This window comes from Vogesella mureinivorans, assembly GCF_007644035.1.
Taxonomy (GTDB): Bacteria; Pseudomonadota; Gammaproteobacteria; order Burkholderiales; family Chromobacteriaceae; genus Vogesella; species Vogesella mureinivorans.
On record NZ_VMTV02000134.1, the window covers coordinates 240,755 to 254,172 of the forward strand.

14 protein-coding genes are annotated in these 13,418 nt (G+C 65.5%); 5 read left to right on the top strand and 9 right to left on the bottom strand.

Annotated features, from left to right (window positions below; all coding sequences use genetic code 11):
- Positions 1–27 precede the first annotated feature (27 nt).
- A complete protein-coding gene (locus FLQ44_RS04330) occupies positions 28–1,179 on the bottom strand; it encodes a GGDEF domain-containing protein (RefSeq protein ID WP_147693225.1) in 1,152 nt (383 codons plus the stop codon).
- A 144-nt stretch (positions 1,180–1,323) separates the two neighbouring features.
- Between FLQ44_RS04330 and FLQ44_RS04335 the strand changes: the two genes are divergently transcribed.
- The gene (locus tag FLQ44_RS04335; RefSeq protein ID WP_147693226.1) at positions 1,324–2,043 is read left to right on the top strand and encodes a pseudouridine synthase; all 720 of its coding nucleotides are present in this window, start codon (positions 1,324–1,326) and stop codon (positions 2,041–2,043) included.
- Positions 2,044–2,106: 63 nt separating this feature from the next.
- Here FLQ44_RS04335 and FLQ44_RS04340 read toward each other — a convergent pair whose 3' ends face one another.
- From FLQ44_RS04340 to FLQ44_RS04365, 6 genes are all read right to left on the bottom strand, one after another.
- Positions 2,107–2,475 (bottom strand): rhodanese-like domain-containing protein, encoded by a 369-nt coding sequence (locus tag FLQ44_RS04340; protein WP_147693227.1) that lies wholly within the window; start codon positions 2,473–2,475, stop codon positions 2,107–2,109.
- Positions 2,476–2,535: 60 nt separating this feature from the next.
- Positions 2,536–3,681, bottom strand: a complete 1,146-nt coding sequence (locus tag FLQ44_RS04345; RefSeq protein ID WP_240801177.1) for a heme biosynthesis HemY N-terminal domain-containing protein — start codon at positions 3,679–3,681, stop codon at positions 2,536–2,538.
- A gap of 3 nt (positions 3,682–3,684) precedes the next feature.
- On the bottom strand, positions 3,685–4,710 hold the full coding sequence (locus FLQ44_RS04350; RefSeq protein WP_147693228.1) for a uroporphyrinogen-III C-methyltransferase: 1,026 nt from the start codon (positions 4,708–4,710) through the stop codon (positions 3,685–3,687).
- Between the two features lie 117 nt (positions 4,711–4,827).
- Positions 4,828–5,556 carry a uroporphyrinogen-III synthase gene (locus FLQ44_RS04355; protein ID WP_147693229.1) on the bottom strand — a complete coding sequence of 243 codons (729 nt, stop codon included), beginning with the start codon at positions 5,554–5,556 and terminating at the stop codon, positions 4,828–4,830.
- 3 nt (positions 5,557–5,559) lie between these two features.
- The gene (gene hemC, locus FLQ44_RS04360; protein WP_147693230.1) at positions 5,560–6,495 is read right to left on the bottom strand and encodes a hydroxymethylbilane synthase; all 936 of its coding nucleotides are present in this window, start codon (positions 6,493–6,495) and stop codon (positions 5,560–5,562) included.
- A gap of 140 nt (positions 6,496–6,635) precedes the next feature.
- The gene (locus FLQ44_RS04365) at positions 6,636–7,529 is read right to left on the bottom strand and encodes an AEC family transporter (RefSeq protein WP_170252781.1); all 894 of its coding nucleotides are present in this window, start codon (positions 7,527–7,529) and stop codon (positions 6,636–6,638) included.
- Positions 7,530–7,580: 51 nt separating this feature from the next.
- Between FLQ44_RS04365 and ppc the strand changes: the two genes are divergently transcribed.
- Complete coding sequence (ppc, locus tag FLQ44_RS04370) at positions 7,581–10,289, top strand: phosphoenolpyruvate carboxylase (protein WP_147693232.1); 2,709 nt, start codon at positions 7,581–7,583, stop codon at positions 10,287–10,289.
- An 88-nt stretch (positions 10,290–10,377) separates the two neighbouring features.
- On the opposite strand, the gene FLQ44_RS04375 is transcribed toward ppc, so the two are convergent.
- Together FLQ44_RS04375 and FLQ44_RS23520 are read right to left on the bottom strand one after the other, a co-directional pair.
- The gene (locus tag FLQ44_RS04375; RefSeq protein WP_147693233.1) at positions 10,378–10,713 is read right to left on the bottom strand and encodes a DOPA 4,5-dioxygenase family protein; all 336 of its coding nucleotides are present in this window, start codon (positions 10,711–10,713) and stop codon (positions 10,378–10,380) included.
- Positions 10,714–10,765: 52 nt separating this feature from the next.
- A complete protein-coding gene (locus tag FLQ44_RS23520) occupies positions 10,766–10,906 on the bottom strand; it encodes a hypothetical protein (protein WP_170252783.1) in 141 nt (46 codons plus the stop codon).
- Positions 10,907–11,001: 95 nt separating this feature from the next.
- Here FLQ44_RS23520 and FLQ44_RS04380 point away from each other — a divergent pair, with 95 nt between their 5' ends.
- The 3 genes from FLQ44_RS04380 (at position 11,002) to FLQ44_RS04390 (ending at position 13,401) form a co-directional block, all read left to right on the top strand.
- On the top strand, positions 11,002–11,904 hold the full coding sequence (locus tag FLQ44_RS04380) for a LysR family transcriptional regulator (RefSeq protein WP_170252785.1): 903 nt from the start codon (positions 11,002–11,004) through the stop codon (positions 11,902–11,904).
- A gap of 61 nt (positions 11,905–11,965) precedes the next feature.
- Positions 11,966–12,886 (top strand): EamA family transporter RarD, encoded by a 921-nt coding sequence (rarD, locus tag FLQ44_RS04385; RefSeq protein WP_147693235.1) that lies wholly within the window; start codon positions 11,966–11,968, stop codon positions 12,884–12,886.
- On the top strand, positions 12,883–13,401 hold the full coding sequence (locus FLQ44_RS04390; protein WP_147693236.1) for a DUF7482 domain-containing protein: 519 nt from the start codon (positions 12,883–12,885) through the stop codon (positions 13,399–13,401). Before rarD ends, FLQ44_RS04390 begins: the two co-directional genes overlap by 4 nt.
- Positions 13,402–13,418 lie beyond the last annotated feature (17 nt).

A 13,418-nucleotide genomic window follows, 5' to 3' on the forward strand; every position in this document is an offset into this window, starting at 1 on the left:
GCCAGTGCCTGCGGGCTTTTTTGTGGGCTAGCCTAGCCAGACCAGCTGGTTACGCCCTGCCGATTTGGCACGGTAGAGCCGGCTGTCGGCCAGCTCGAACAGCTCGCGCCAGTCGTCCAGATGCTGGGGTACCAGGCTGGCGACGCCAATGCTGGCACTGAGCGCACTGCTCGGCTTGCCCGGCTCCAGCAAAATGGTATTGATCTGCTGGCATAGCTTGCTGGCGACCTCGCGTGCGCCGTGCACATGGGTGTCCGGCAATAGCAGGCAAAACTCCTCGCCGCCAAAACGGCCAAAAATATCGGCGGTACGCACGTGCTCGGGAATCAGCTCCGCCAGCGCCTTCAGCGCCATATCGCCGCGGCTGTGGCCATAGGTATCGTTGATGCGCTTGAAGTGGTCCAGGTCTATCATCAGCAAGGCCAGCGGGCGCCGCTGGCGGGCGTGCTGTGCGCAAGCCTTGCGCGCCAGCTCTTCGAAGCTGCGGCGGTTGAAGATGCCGGTCAGCGGGTCCAGCGTGGCCAGCGTGCGCAGCACCGCCAGCTCCTGCTCCTTGCCGATGGCACTAAAGCACAGCGCCAGCAGCGGCGTGGCCACCAGTACCGGTAGCAGTAATAGCGGGCCGATCTCGTACACGATGAACGCCGGGTCGCTGGCACCCAGGTGCAGGGCGTACAGCAGCATATAGGTGGTGGCCAAAGCGCACAGGCCACCCGCCAGCTTGACAGGGAAAGGCCGCTCGGCCTGCAGCAATAGCAGCGCGGCCAGGCTGCCCAGATACAGGGCGGCCACCCCCAGCGCCATGGCCAGGTGCACATAGTAGACATGCGGCGGCATGGCGAGCAGCAGGCAAGCCAATAGCAGCATCAAGCCCGCGCCAAAGGGCCGCCGGCCTTGCAGCGGAATCGGCGTACGTAGCAGGCGGGCAAAGCTGCCCAGCAGCCAGCTGCCTTTGAGCAGCAGTAACAGGCAGGCCAGCAGCGCTGTATAGAGCGACGGCAGGTAGGGCGAGTACAGCAGCGTCAGATAAAGCCCTGCCCCTGCCAGATGCGCCCCTGCCCAGCGGTCGTAAATGCCTTTGCGGCTACGTTGGCCGCGCAGCAGCCAGACGGTGGTACCGCAAACCAGATAAATCAGCAGCAGGCACAGCTGGAGCGTGGCTGAGTGAACGATTTCCATCGAGTACTAAGTTGTTTAAGAGATGCTTACTAATAGATGGGTGGAATAGTAACACGCTCTGCAGGATAAATGTGACGAGGGGCGCATGCCATGTTATTGAATTTCAAGGAAAGTCTGCAGGACAGGCAGTGATAGAATACGCGCATGGAACTCTATCGCTTACTGCAACAACAAGGCTTTGGCAGCCGTAAGGAATGCCGCAAGCTGGTCGAATACGGCCTGGTAGACCTGAACGGGGAAACCGAATACAACTGGCGCCGCGAGCTGGCCCCTGGCGACATCCACTCGCTGCAGGTAGATGGCACCCCGTGGGCGCTGCTGCCCGAGCCCTTTTACCTGCTGCTGCACAAGCCGGCAGGCTATGAAACCTCGCACAAGCCCATTCACAACCCCAGTGTGTACCGCCTGCTGCCCCAGCAGATGGTCAACCTGGGTGTATCAGCCGTAGGCCGGCTGGACGTGGATACCACTGGCCTGCTACTGTTTTCTACCGATGGCCAGTTTGTGCACGCGCTGACCTCGCCGAAAAAAGATGTCCCCAAGCACTACCGCGTTACCACCAAGCACCCGGTTAGCGCCGAGCTGCTGGCACGCTTGCGCGAGGGCGTACTGCTGCACGACGAGCAGGAAACGTTGGCCGCAGACAGTGCCGAGCAGGTGGGCGAATACCTGCTGGACATGGCCATTACCCAGGGTAAGTACCATCAGGTAAAGCGTATGGTGGCCGCAGCAGGCAACCGCGTAGAGCAGCTGCATCGCCTGGCGCTAGGCAGCCTGGCGCTGGGTGATTTACCTGAAGGCGCGTGGCGCTTGCTGGCTGCCGACGAGTTGGCCGCATTGGGTTTTGCCAGCCCGCAGGTATAAGCGGGCATGATCCGATAATGAAAAAACCGCCGTGAGGCGGTTTTTTCATGGGCGGCGGATGGCTTAGCGCACGATGGGGCGCTGGCTGCTGCGGCTGGCTTCTTCCAGCCCGCCCAGGTTTTGCAGGCGGGTGTAGCCCAGTGCTTTCAGCGTGTCCAGTGCCTGTGCCGAGCGGCGGCCGCTGCGGCAATACAGCTGGATAGGCGTGTGCTTGTCCGGCACCCGCGCGGCAATGCCTTGCGCAATGCTGTCTACCGGCAGCAGCTGCGCGCCCTGCAGGTGGCCGTCGGCAAACTCTTCCGGCGTACGCACGTCGATCACCACCAGCTTCTGGCTGGCCGCCGCTTGTGCTGCGGGCTTGGCCGGGCTGGCGGCATAAACGTTGGCCGCAGTGGCCAGCGCCAGCGTGGTGGCAAGGAGCAGGGTTTTCATGCTTAGCAGCCTTGTTGCAGTGCGATTTTCAGTGCCAGCGCCTGGTGCTGCGCTGCTTTGTCATCCTTGCCCAGTGTGGCAAACAGCTTGGATAGCTCGGCGTGGGCGCACAGGGTGGGCTGCATGGAAACGCTGGCTTCCAGGTTGCGCCTTGCCCCACAGCTGCTCGGCCAGTGCCAGGCGGCCTAGTGCTAGTAGCAGCATGTGGTCGCGCGGGCGCGATTTCAGCCAGTTTTCCGCGTCGCGCATCAGCGTCAGGCGGCGCTGGCTGTCGATGTGCTCGGCCAGCATGCCCAGCTCGCGTGCCAGCTCGGGCGTGGCTTGCTCTTCGTCCGACAGCGCAGTGGCAATCAGCTCGGCGGCCAGCGGGTAGGTGTCCAGCGCAATCAGGTGACGCGAAATGTCTACCACCAGGTCCGGGTTCTGTTTTTCCACGCCGGGGATGCGCTTGAGCCAGTCGCGTACCTCGCGCTCGCTGCCCAGGCTCACCAGCTGCTGGCGATAGGCTGCCAGGCGGTAGCGGCGGGCTTGCTCGGCTTCCAGCGCGTCGGCTTTCAGCAGCTTTTCGGTAATCTGCAGTACCTGCTCCGGCTGTTTCAGCAGCATGCGGATTTTCAGCTCCAGGCGCAGGGCCGAGGTCAGGTTGCTGCTGATGGCGCGGGCGCGTTCGATGGCGGCTAGCGCTTCCAGCGGCTGTTTGGCGTCCATGCGGATCTGCGCTTCTACCATGTGGCGTGCCAGCTGGATGCGCTGAGGCATGTTTTCCAGGCGGCTCAGGTAGCCATCGCGTTTGGCGTTGTCGCCTACGCTGGCGGCCGAGCGGGCTGCCACCATCAGCGCCAGGGCGCGGTTTTCTTCCGAGTATTCGTCGTCGATGGATTTCAGCGCTTCGCGTTCGGCGCGCTGGTAGCGGCCCTCGAATAGCGAAATAGCGGCTTCACGCAGCGCATGGCGCGAGGCGCGCAGCTTTTTCTGGCGCTGGAACGTGCGCACTTCCTGCGGCAGGTTGGCCGCCAGGCCCAGCAAACGCAGCACGGCGTAGGCCACCAGTACCAGCACCACCACGGCGATGATCAGCAGGTTGAACGACACTTCCATGCGGTACGGCGGCACAAACAGGATGGCGTAGCCGGTATTCAGGGTAGAGGCCAGGCCAATCAGTACCGCCAGGGCAAACAGCCCGACAATCCAGAACACAAATCTCACGGCTTACTCCACGGTATTGCCCTGCGCATCGCGCACGGCTTTGAGGCTGGCAGACAGGTCGGGCAGGGTGACGTCCAGGCGGGCAGCGGCCAGCTCGGCCAGGGTGGCTTGCCATTTTTGCGTGGCCGGGGCGTCGCGGTCGAAGTAGCGCGCACCGTACTGGGCGGCGGCGGCCAGGTCGGCCTGGTAGGTGGCCCCGTCGCGCTGGGTTAGCGCCAAGCGGGCGTCCAGCAGGCGCAGTTTGATGTTTTCGCGCAGGAAGAAGGCCTGCTCTGGCGACAGCAGCAGCGCTTCGGGTTTATCCATGCGGCGGATGCGTACCATCTCGCCCAGGCTTTGCGTCACGTCAGCCAGCAGGCGTTCCCACCACGGGGCGTTGGCGGGTAGCGCCGGGCGGGCGGTGCTGGTGGCCAGGCGGTGGTGGTCGATCACCAGCGGCAGGGTTTCCGCCCCCAGCATCAGGGTGTCCAGTTTGACTGTCAGACCCACGCTATCCAGATAGGGCAGGGCTTTCAGGGTTTCCAGGTCTTTGGCGACGGCTTTTTTGACCGGAATCAGCGCCGGGTTGTCGAAACGGGCCAGGCGGTTGTCCACCATTTCCAACGCGGTAATGGCGCCGCTGATATTACCGGCCAGCTGCAGCTGCTGGCTGGCAATGCCCAGGGTGTGCTCTACCTCGGACAGCAGCCAGTCGCTGCGGTTTTTGGTGAGCTCCTGGTACATGGCGCCCAGCGTGGCGTACTGGCCGGCCGATTCGTTGACGCGGGCTTCCAGCAGCACCAGCTTGGCTTCGGCGGCGCGGGTGGCGGCCAGGGCTTGTTCGGTTTGTGTCTGGATGGCTTTGGTGTTGCCGCCGCTCTCGGCCAGGCGGCTGGCCAGCGCTTGCTTGGCTTCGTTCAGCTGCTGGCGGCTGTCCAGGTATTGCCAGCCGGTAACACCCAGCGCAATCAGGGAAACAATCAGCGCGAGGTTGACGGTTTTCTTGGCTGGCAGCGCGCTGCCGGTTTCTACTGGGGTGGCTTCGCTCATGGGATCTCGTGGTGACCGCAAGGTAGCCGCGCTAGGCGGCAGGGTTGCTGGATCCGGCGCGGGGCGCCGTATAACTGCAGGGCATTGTAACGCCGCCTTGGTGGGGCTGCCAGCCGCTTAATGCGCCAGCATGGCGGCCAGTGCGCTGGCACTGCCGTCGCATAGTGAAATATCGCTTACACCGTACTGGCGCAAACGCAGGGCAATGCGCGGGTGCAGGGTATAAAACGGCAGCGTGCACAGCAGGGCGCGCTGTGCCGCTTGGGCTTGGCCAAACAGCGCGTCGGCAATTTCGCTGGAGGTCACCAGCAGGCCAGCTAGCTGGCTAGACGCATGCAATGCGGCCAACCCTGCCCAATCCGGCGGGGTGACCTCGCGCTGGTAGATGTCGGCGTGGCGCACCAGCGCGCCGCGTGCGGCAAGGGTTTCCCCGAGCTGGGCGCGCCCGCCGTGGCCACGCACAATCAGCACACGCTGGCCGGCAAGCTGCTGCAGGGCGGGGTGCGCCAGCAGGGCGTCGCTGTCGTTGCCGGTTTCGGGGTACAGCACCGGGCGCTGGCTGAGCTGCATCAGCTTGTCGGCGCTGGCGCGGCCAACGCAGGCCAGCTGTACGCTGGCGGGCAGCTTGGCCGCCACGGCCGGCCAGCCGATATCGATGGCTGACGGGCTGACAAAAACCAGCCAGTGGCTCACGCGTGCCAGCGCGGGCAGGGTGGCCAGCGCGGCGTCGTCTGCCACCGTGTCCAGCACGCTGAAAGGCTGCGCGGCTACGCCCAGCGAAGCCAGTGCAGCTTGCAGGCGGGCGGCCTGGGCCGGGGGGCGCACCAGCAGCAGCGTGCCGGCCATGGTTTATTTGCCGGCCTGTTCGGCGATGACGGCGGCGATCAGCGGCGCGGCGTCCTGGTCCAGCAGCTTTTTGGCCACCGCACGGCCCAGCGCGTCGGCGTAGTCACGCGGGGCGCTGGCGCTGGCGGTAAGCATCACCGAGCCGTCCGGGTGCGCTACAAAACCGCCCAGGGTGATGAGGTTGTCGGTGAGGGTGGCAAAGCCGCCGATGGGGATCTGGCAGCTGCCGCCCAGCACGCGCGAGAAAGCGCGCTCGGCGCTGACGCAGGCGTGGGTATCGGCGTGGTTCAGTGGTGCCAGCAGGGCGACGAGGTCGTCACGGTCGGCGCGGATTTCAATGCCCAGCGCGCCCTGGCCCACGGCCGGCAGGCTTTCCGACGGCGCCAGCTCCTGGCGGATGCGCTCGCTCAGTTCAAGGCGTTTCAGGCCAGCGGCGGCCAGGATGATGGCGTCGAATTCGCCGTCGTCCAGCTTGCGCAGGCGGGTTTGTACATTGCCGCGCAGCGGTTTGATCACCAGGTGCGGGAAGCGGGCGCGCAGCTGCGATTCGCGGCGCAGGCTGGAGGTGCCCACCACGGCGCCGTGCGGCAGCTCATGCAGGCTGGTGTAGCGGTTGGACACCAGTGCGTCGCGCGGGTCTTCGCGCTCGCAGATGGCGGCCAGGGCAAAGCCTTCCGGCAGGTTCATCGGCACGTCCTTGATGGAGTGCACGGCAATATCGGCGCGGCCTTCTTGCAGGGCCAGCTCCAGCTCTTTCACAAACAGGCCTTTGCCGCCGATCTTGGACAGGGTTTTGTCCAGGATCTGGTCGCCCTGGGTGGTCATGCCCAGAATCTCTACCGTAAGCTGCGGGTACAGCGCTTCCAGGCGGGCTTTGATGTGTTCGGCCTGCCACATGGCGAGTTTGCTTTCGCGGCTGGCGATGACGAGCTTGTTCATGAACGGCGGTCCTGCGCTAAGAAAAGGATGGCCGGCATTCTAGCACGCACACGGCGGCCAACCTTGATGCAGGGCAGGGTGTGTGTAGCTGCAACATTACCTGTAGTTTAACTACACGCTACGCCGCTTTTGCGGCAGGATTACAGCAATAAGGCCAGCATCAGCGGCATGGTCAGCATGGCGGCCAGCGTCGAGGTGGTGACCACCGCGGCTGCCAGCTCGCCATCGCCCTGCATGCGCACGGCCAGGATATAGGCCGAGGTCGCGGTAGGCAGCATGCTCATCACCAGCGCCGCCTGGCGGTACAGCCCGGCAACGCCCAACAGGCCGGTGGCCAGTACGGCGATGGCGGGTAGCAATAGCAGCTTGATGGCGTTCCAGTACAGCAAGGGGCCGGCGTGGCGGCGCAGCGCGGCAAAGCGTAGCCCGGCGCCCACGGTAATCAGCCCCAGCGGCAGCGCCGCGGCGGCCAGGTGGTCGATGGCGGCAAACAGCGGATCCGGCACTGCCAGGCCCGACAGGTTGGCCGCCAGCCCGCTTGTAATGCCCCAGATGATGGGGTTACGGGCCAGCTCGTGCAGCATGCCGCGCTCGCTGCCGTGCGCCAGCTGCCATACGGCCATCACGTTGACCACCGGCACCATGCTGCCGCAGAGCAGCGCGATGGTGGCAATGCCCTGCTGGCCAGCCAGTGTGCCCATGACGGCAAAGCCGACATAGGTATTAAAGCGGTAAGCGCCCTGGTTGCCGGCGGCAAAGCTGGCCTGCGGCAGCCGGAACAGCGGTTTGGCCGTGCTGCCCAGCGCAAAGGCGCAGGCGGTAAACAGCAGGCCTGCGGCCAACATGGGCAGGCTGGCGGCCAGGTCCAGCTGCGCCCGCGCCAGCGCGCGGAACAGCAGCGGCGGGAACAGCACGAAGTACACGAATTTCTCGGCCTCCGCCCAGAAAGCAGGCGCCAGCCAGCCGCTGCGCCGCAGGGCGAAGCCGAACAGGATCAGCAGGAAATCGGGAATGAGGATCAGGGCGGTGTCCATGCCGGCCATCTTCGCAGTGTTTGTCACAATAAAATATTAGGGAAATAGAGCATGAACGATCTGGACAAGGATTTACCGCTACGCGAAGACCTGGCACGGCTGAACCGCCTGCTGGAAGCGCTGCTGCAGGAACAGGAAGGCGCCGAGGTGGTGGACGAGATTCGCGCCATCCCCAGCGGCGCGCAGCGCCACGATGCCGAAGCCGATGCGCTGGTAGAGCGCTTGTCGCCCGCCACCACCACCGCGCTGGTGCGCGCCTGTGGCTTGTATTCGCAGCTGTTCAACATTGCCGAAGACCTGCACCATGCCCGCCGCCGCCGCGCCCACCAGCGCGCCGGTAGCGCGCCGCAGCGCGGCAGCCTGTCGCGTGCGCTCGTTAGCCTGCACGAAAGCGGCGTGGATTTTGCCCGCCTCAACGCTGCGCTGCAGGAAGCCAGCGTTAGCGCCGTGCTCACCGCCCACCCCACCGAAGTACAGCGCCAGAGCGTGCTGGACGGCCACCGCGCCGTGCGCAAGTTCCTGCAGCAGCTGTCGTCGCCGGACATCACGCCAGAAGAAGAAACCGAAGTCGAAGCCAAGCTGCAGCGCGTGATCCACACGCTGTGGCAGACCACCGAAATCCGCCCGTTCAAAATGACCGTGGCCGACGAAATCGAAAACGGCGTGGCCTACCACCCGCTGTCGTTCTTCCAGGCCATCCCCGCGCTGTACGAGCGCCTGGGCCGCCAGATGCGCGAGCTGTGGGGCCAGGACGCGGCCATACCGTCTTTCCTGCGCGTGGGTAGCTGGATCGGCGGCGACCGCGACGGCAACCCTAACGTAGACGCCAGCGTGCTGCGCCACGCCGTTACCCGCCAGGCCGAGGTGGCGTTCAAGCACTATTTCTACGAGCTGGCCGGCCTGTACCGCGAGCTGTCGCTGTCGGCACGCCACGTCAGCGTGTCGCCCGCCATTGCCGCGCTGGCCGCCGCCTCGCCCGATGCGGCCATCAGCCGCCGCGAAGAACCGTACCGCCTGGCGCTGGCCACCATCGAAGGCCGCCTGTCGGCCACCGCGGCCAACCTTGGCCTGCCGCTGCGCGGCCGCTGGACTGCCGGTGAAGCCTACCCCGACACCGCCGCGCTGCAGGCCGACCTGGCTGCGCTGCGCGACTCGCTGGCCGCCAACGGCAGCGCGCTGCTGGTGTACGGCCGCCTGGGCAAGCTGGTGCGCGCGGTGGACGTATTCGGCTTCTACCTGATGCCGCTGGACCTGCGCCAGCACGCCGAAAAACACGCCGGTGTGGTGGGTGAGCTGTTTGCCCACGCCAACCTGGAGCACTACGCCGCGCTGGACGAAGCCGCCCGCGTGCGCGTGCTGCTGCGCGAGCTGGCCACGCCGCGCCTGTTGTACTCGCCCTTCCTCAGCTACAGCGCCGACAGCGAAAAAGAGCTGGCCATCTTCCGCGAAGCGGCCCTGGTGCAGCAGCAGTTTGGCCAGGGCGCCATCGCCCAGTGCATCATTTCCAACTGTGCCAGCGTGTCCGATATTCTGGCGCTGGCCTTGCTGGCCAAGGAAAGCGGCCTGCTGCGCCTGGATGGCGGCGTGCCGAGCATCAGCCTGAACCTGGTGCCGCTGTTTGAAACCATCGCCGACCTGGACGCCTCGGCCGCCATCATGCAGCAGCTGTTTGCGCTGCCGTGGTACCAGCAGCTGCTGAAGAGCCGTGGCGGTGTGCAGGAAGTGATGCTGGGCTATTCCGACAGCAACAAGGACGGCGGCTACCTCACCAGCCAGTGGGAGCTGTACCAGGCCGAGCAGCGCCTGGTGCGCGTGTTCGACGCCGCCGGTGTGAAGATGCGCCTGTTCCACGGCCGTGGCGGCTCGGTCGGCCGTGGCGGCGGCCCCGCCTACGAGGCCATCATGGCGCAGCCGGCCGGTACCGTGGTTGGCCGCATCCGCATTACCGAGCAGGGCGAGATCATCACCGCCAAGTTTGCCGACCCGGACAACGCCACCCGCAACCTGGAAGCACTGGTGGCCGCCACGCTGGAAGCCACCCTGAGCCAGGGCAGCCAGCAGGACACCGACGAAAGCGTGCTGGCCGAGCTGTCCGGCCACGCCTACCGCACCTACCGCGCGCTGGTGGAATCGGACGGCTTCATGCAGTACTTCATGGAAGCCACGCCGATCAGCGCCATTGCCAAGCTCAACATCGGCAGCCGCCCGGCCTCGCGCAAGGCGCTGGCCAGCATCAAGGACCTGCGCGCCATTCCGTGGGTGTTCTCCTGGTCGCAGTCGCGGGTGATGCTGCCCGGCTGGTACGGCTTTGGCAGCGCGGTGAAGGCCTTCCTCGCCGCCCACGGCGACGACGCCGGCCTGGCGCAGCTGCAGGCGCTGTACCGCCAGTCGCCGTTCTTCCAGGTGATTTTGTCCAATATGGAGCAGGTACTGGCCAAGGCCGATTTGCAGATTGCGCGCCGCTACGCTGCGCTGGTGGGCGACGCCGCGCTGGCCGACCGCCTGTTTGGCGGCCTGCAAGCCGAGTTCGACAAGACACTGGCCGTGTTCTTTGCCATTACCGGCCAGGACAAGCTGCTGCAGGGCAACCCCACGCTGGCACGCAGCCTGGACACCCGCCTGCCCTACCTGGACGCGCTGAACCTGCTGCAGGTAAAACTGCTGCAGCGCCTGCGCCAGGAGCCGGACGACGAGGCTGCGCTGTACGCCATCCACCTCACCATCAACGGTATCTCCGCCGGCCTGCGCAACAGCGGCTAAAGTTGGCCGCAGGGCAGCAAAAAGCCAGTCTGTGCTTGCAGACTGGCTTTTTCCGTTTATCGCCTAAGCACCGTGGTGGCCGGCTGCCTCAACCGCCGCGCAGCGTGTGCAGCTTTAGCGGCAGCGCCTCGCCCAGCCAGCGCGCGGCGCTGGTGTGGCCCACCACTTCGTTGTCCAGCTCCGGGTGTAGCAGTACCGGCAGGCCGTCGCGGTATTGCTCCAGCAAGGCAGTCACCGCCGGCAGTAGCGGCTCGGCAAAGTTGATTTCGAACATTGGCCGCGTGTGCGGGCCCACTTCGCGTGCTATCAGCCGCCCCAGCCAGCAGCCGGCCGGCAAGCGGCTGGCCAGCGTGGCGTGCAGGGTGGTGGCTTGCGCGGTTTGTTCCGGCAGAAAATAAACGTGGGCGTGATAGATAGTGGCCATTGTGTGCGTGTGCTGTGTGTCTGGTGCAATGTTATTGCATGCTGGTTGCTATTTATAGCGGGGTGCGGCGCACGCGTTCGCGGGCGTCGTCCAGCAGGCGTTGCTGGCGGTACGTCAGGCTGTCCTGATGGTGATGCCTTGGCGAAGGCGCGGGGGTAAACCAGTAGGCGAGTAGGCGGCGTAGCAGTTTCATGGCATGCTCATTGTTAAATGATTGACAATGAATACAGCATAAATCAGTTACTTTTTGCCGATAAATCCGCTATCACTCGCCATGTTGTCAAAAAGATGAAAACAATGCCGCTGCCGGATGATGTACTGGTATTCGAGGCCATTGCCCGCTTAGGTAGCCTGACCGCCGCTGCCGACGCGCTGGGTTGCACCCGCAGCCTGGTCAGCCTGCGGCTCAAAGCGCTGGAAAAGCAGCTGGGCGCGGTGCTGGTGTTGCGCACCACGCGGCGGCTGGCGCTGACCGAGGCTGGCCAGCAGCTGCTGCCGCACGCCCAGGCCATGCGCCAGGCGCTGGAGCGCATGCAGCACGCGGTAGATAGCGCCCAATGCGGGGTGGACGGGCCGTTGGCGCTGTCTACCTCGGTATCACTGGCACCAATGCTGGCGCCACTGTTGGGCGAGCTGGGGCAGCAGCAGCCCGGCTTGCAGCTACGGCTGGACGTGGACAACCGCGTGCAAGACCCCATCGCCGACGTGCTGGATTTCTGCCTGCGCATGCGCATGGTGCACGACGACTCGCTGGTGGCCCGGCCTGCCGGCTGGGTGGAAGAGGGCCTGTACGCCAGCCCGGCCTTTCTGCAGCAACATGGTTGGCCGCAACACCCGGACCAGCTGCTGCAGTATGGCTTGCTCAGCCACGAAGACGGCGAGCAGTTGACGCTGGTGCGTGGTGACGATACCTGTGTATTGCAGCCAGGCTCGGCACGTACCCATTCCGGTGCGTATATTGCCGCCCTCAGCCTGTGCGTGGCCGGTTACGGTATCAGCGTGCTGCCGCATTACATGGCGGCACCGGCTTGCCGTCGCGGCGAGCTGCAGCGCGTGCTGCCCGACTGGCAGGGCGAGCGCTGGCAGGTGTTTCTGGTGTACCCCTATCGCCAACCCATGCCGCGCAAGTACACGGTGCTGATCGACTTTTTGCTGCCGCGCATCGCCGCCGCACTGGCCGACCAGGCCTGAGGCCGCTGGCCGCCAGCCGCCATTTGCGGCACTATCACCGGGTATTCACTATGGATTCGATATGACTACCCCCCACGCGCCGTCCGGGCGCGGCATTGCGCTGTCGATCAGCGCCTCGCTGCTGTTTTCGCTGTTGCCCGCCTACGTTACCCAGCTGCGGCCGCTGGATGGCTTGGGCATTTTTGCCTGGCGCATTCTGTGCACGCTACCCGGCGTGCTGCTGATTGTGCTGCTCACCGGCAAGCGCCAGGCGTTTGCCGACAGCTGGCAGCGCATGTGGCGCCAGCCGGCGCTGCTGGCCGCCGTGGCCGGCATGGCGGTGCTGATGGGGGTGCAGCTGTGGCTGTTTCTGTGGGCGCCGCTGCACGGCCAGGTGATGGCGGTGTCGATGGGCTATTTTCTGGCGCCACTGGTGATGGTGCTGGTGGGGCGGCTGCTGTACGGCGAGCGGCTGTACCGCTTGCAGGCCATGGCGGTGGTGCTGGCGCTGCTGGGCGTGCTGCACGAGCTGTGGCTCACGCGCGCCATCGCCTGGCCCACGCTGCTGGTGGTGCTGGGCTACCCGCCGTATTTTGTGCTGCGCCGCAAGAGCGGGCTGGACCCGGTGTGCGGCTTTGCGCTGGAAATGGCGCTGATGTTCCCGGTGGCACTGGCCATGCTGCTGTGGCTGGGCCCGGCCGGCTGGGGCGTGCTGGACGAAGCGCGTTTCTGGTGGCTGCTGCCGGGGCTGGGCATCCTCAGCTCCATAGCCCTGCTGTGCAATATCGCCGCCAGCCACCTGCTGCCCATGGGGCTGTGGGGGCTGCTGGGTTATGTGGAGCCGGCGCTGCTGTTTGTGCTGGCCATCACCGTACTGGGTGAACCGCTGGGCGCGGACGGCCTGCTCACCTACGGGCCGATCTGGGGCGCGATTTTGCTGATTGCCATTCACACCCTGCGCCAGCAACGCAAGCTGGCGCTTTCACGGCGGAGCCCTGCATGAAAAACCTGTTGTTAGCCGGCTTGCTGGCCTTGTGCAGTAGCTGGGCGGCCGCCCAGCCCACCTTGGCCGTACCGGTGCGCCAGGGCTGGTTTGACGGCCAGCCGGTGTGGTACCTCACCACCGACGCCTCGCGCGCCGATGCCGCCATCGATAATGCGGCCAACCTGGTACCACGGCTGGCTAATGCGCTGCCGCTGAGCCGGCACGAGCCGAACCCGCGCTCGGTGCTGGACCGCATCTACAAGTTTGCCGCCCAGCCCAGCGTGCTGCCGTCCATCCCGCAGCCCTTGGGTGCGGCCAACCGTGACCGCGCCTACTCGCCGCTGTGGGACGTGATCATGGTGCACTGGCAGCCCGGCCGCACCGTGCGCGAGCTGCGCTCGGTAGACGACGTGCTGGCGGCCGAAGACGCCGGTGACGTGCGGCTGGAGCCGCTGGAGCTGGTGGTGAACTGCCCGGTGCTGCAGGTAGGCCGCCAGGCGCTGCCGGGTATTACGCCGCTGCCATTGCCATGACAAGCCATGCCTGGTGG

Bases quoted from the DNA above. Each gene is read 5' to 3' on its own strand.
- rarD (WP_147693235.1), top strand. From the start codon at position 11,966: ATGACTACCCCCCACGCGCCGTCCGGGCGCGGCATTGCGCTGTCGATC.
- FLQ44_RS04390 (WP_147693236.1), top strand. From the start codon at position 12,883: ATGAAAAACCTGTTGTTAGCCGGCTTGCTGGCCTTGTGCAGTAGCTGG.
- FLQ44_RS04375 (WP_147693233.1), bottom strand. From the start codon at position 10,713: ATGGCCACTATCTATCACGCCCACGTTTATTTTCTGCCGGAACAAACC.
- FLQ44_RS04365 (WP_170252781.1), bottom strand. From the start codon at position 7,529: ATGGACACCGCCCTGATCCTCATTCCCGATTTCCTGCTGATCCTGTTC.
- FLQ44_RS04335 (WP_147693226.1), top strand. From the start codon at position 1,324: ATGGAACTCTATCGCTTACTGCAACAACAAGGCTTTGGCAGCCGTAAG.
- FLQ44_RS04380 (WP_170252785.1), top strand. From the start codon at position 11,002: ATGAAAACAATGCCGCTGCCGGATGATGTACTGGTATTCGAGGCCATT.
- FLQ44_RS04330 (WP_147693225.1), bottom strand. From the start codon at position 1,179: ATGGAAATCGTTCACTCAGCCACGCTCCAGCTGTGCCTGCTGCTGATT.
- ppc (WP_147693232.1), top strand. From the start codon at position 7,581: ATGAACGATCTGGACAAGGATTTACCGCTACGCGAAGACCTGGCACGG.
- hemC (WP_147693230.1), bottom strand. From the start codon at position 6,495: ATGAACAAGCTCGTCATCGCCAGCCGCGAAAGCAAACTCGCCATGTGG.
- FLQ44_RS23520 (WP_170252783.1), bottom strand. From the start codon at position 10,906: ATGAAACTGCTACGCCGCCTACTCGCCTACTGGTTTACCCCCGCGCCT.
- FLQ44_RS04340 (WP_147693227.1), bottom strand. From the start codon at position 2,475: ATGAAAACCCTGCTCCTTGCCACCACGCTGGCGCTGGCCACTGCGGCC.
- FLQ44_RS04355 (WP_147693229.1), bottom strand. From the start codon at position 5,556: ATGGCCGGCACGCTGCTGCTGGTGCGCCCCCCGGCCCAGGCCGCCCGC.
- FLQ44_RS04350 (WP_147693228.1), bottom strand. From the start codon at position 4,710: ATGAGCGAAGCCACCCCAGTAGAAACCGGCAGCGCGCTGCCAGCCAAG.